Source organism: Streptomyces sp. NPDC005070 (assembly GCF_053600395.1).
Map to the genome: position 1 here is coordinate 1 of NZ_JBSFZS010000589.1, position 1,059 is coordinate 1,059.

1 protein-coding gene and 1 pseudogene are annotated in these 1,059 nt (G+C 69.7%); both read right to left on the reverse strand.

What is annotated here, in order from left to right; genetic code table 11:
• Positions 1–22: 22 nt before the first annotated feature.
• Entirely contained in the window at positions 23–571 is a 549-nt protein-coding gene (locus ACWEBX_RS41385) for a hypothetical protein (RefSeq protein ID WP_451889812.1), read from the reverse strand.
• A 394-nt stretch (positions 572–965) separates the two neighbouring features.
• Positions 966–1,059, reverse strand: a pseudogene (locus tag ACWEBX_RS41390) (TetR family transcriptional regulator); the annotation flags it as partial.

Genomic DNA, 1,059 nt, shown 5'->3' on the forward strand with positions numbered 1-1,059 from the left:
CGACGCAAGGCTCAAATGTTGATCAGATAAGTCGATCAAGTTGTCTGATGTGTCCCTGGCGTCGATAGTCTCGTCCCGCTGCCCGCGCCTGGAACGCCAGGATGGGCGTGCCGCAGAGTCGTCCCGTCCGGGTTGCCAGCTCCACGTACGGGACGCCGAACCGCGGGTCGCGCACCGTCCGGGTCCACTCCCACACCTGCGCGTCGAACTCCTCGGGCGTCGTGCCCGCCCACGACCGGGCGAACGCCTCCAGCAGGGTCGCCACCGCCTCGGGTTCCTGCGTCGCCAGGCCCGCGAAGAACGCCTGGTCCTGTTCAACGAGTGCCTTGTACGGCTGCCGCTCCGCGAGCGAGGGATCGGCCTTCACCTCCTGCTCCCAGACACGGAACACGAAGTCGAACTGCGGTGGCATCGGCTGTTCGACCCACAGGGTGCCGTCGTTGTCGAACGTGGCGATCCGGTCGGCCGGCTCGACGAACGCCGGCCCCGGCCGGGTCGCCCGGTGGACGTAGTCCAGGATCGCCTGCCGGGCCGGACCCTCGTTCCAGCTCGCCAGCACCTGCCCGGTCACAGGCCACTGCTCGGCTCGGCGGCCGCGCCGCCCTCGAACGACCACTCAGGGGTGTTCATGAGCCCGGTCACCGCGGATGGCGGCGCGCGCTGCTCGGACGGGCGCGAGCAGGCGCGGTGCGGCAGGTGGGGAAGGGAACCACCAAGCGCCGCAGCAACGAGGTCATCGGCGAGGAGCCGGCTGATGGGTGCGACGCTCGGATCGGCTGATGGCCGCGCCGTTCGCGGTCAGTCGTCGATCGCCTGGTAGACAGCGGTCCAGAAGTCGTGCCACATCGGCAGTCCCTGGTCCCCCGCGTGGGCCCGCTGCATGACGAAGATCGCCGTCATGTCCTCGGCGGGATCGTTGTACCAGGCGGTGCCGTACAGACCTGGCCATCCGTAACTCCCTCGTGCAGGGCCATGAGCAGGCCGGTGCGGTCGCCGAAGCGCCGGAAGACGGTCCCCTTGCCCACCGCCGCCGCGCAGGCCACGCCTTCCATCGTGAGT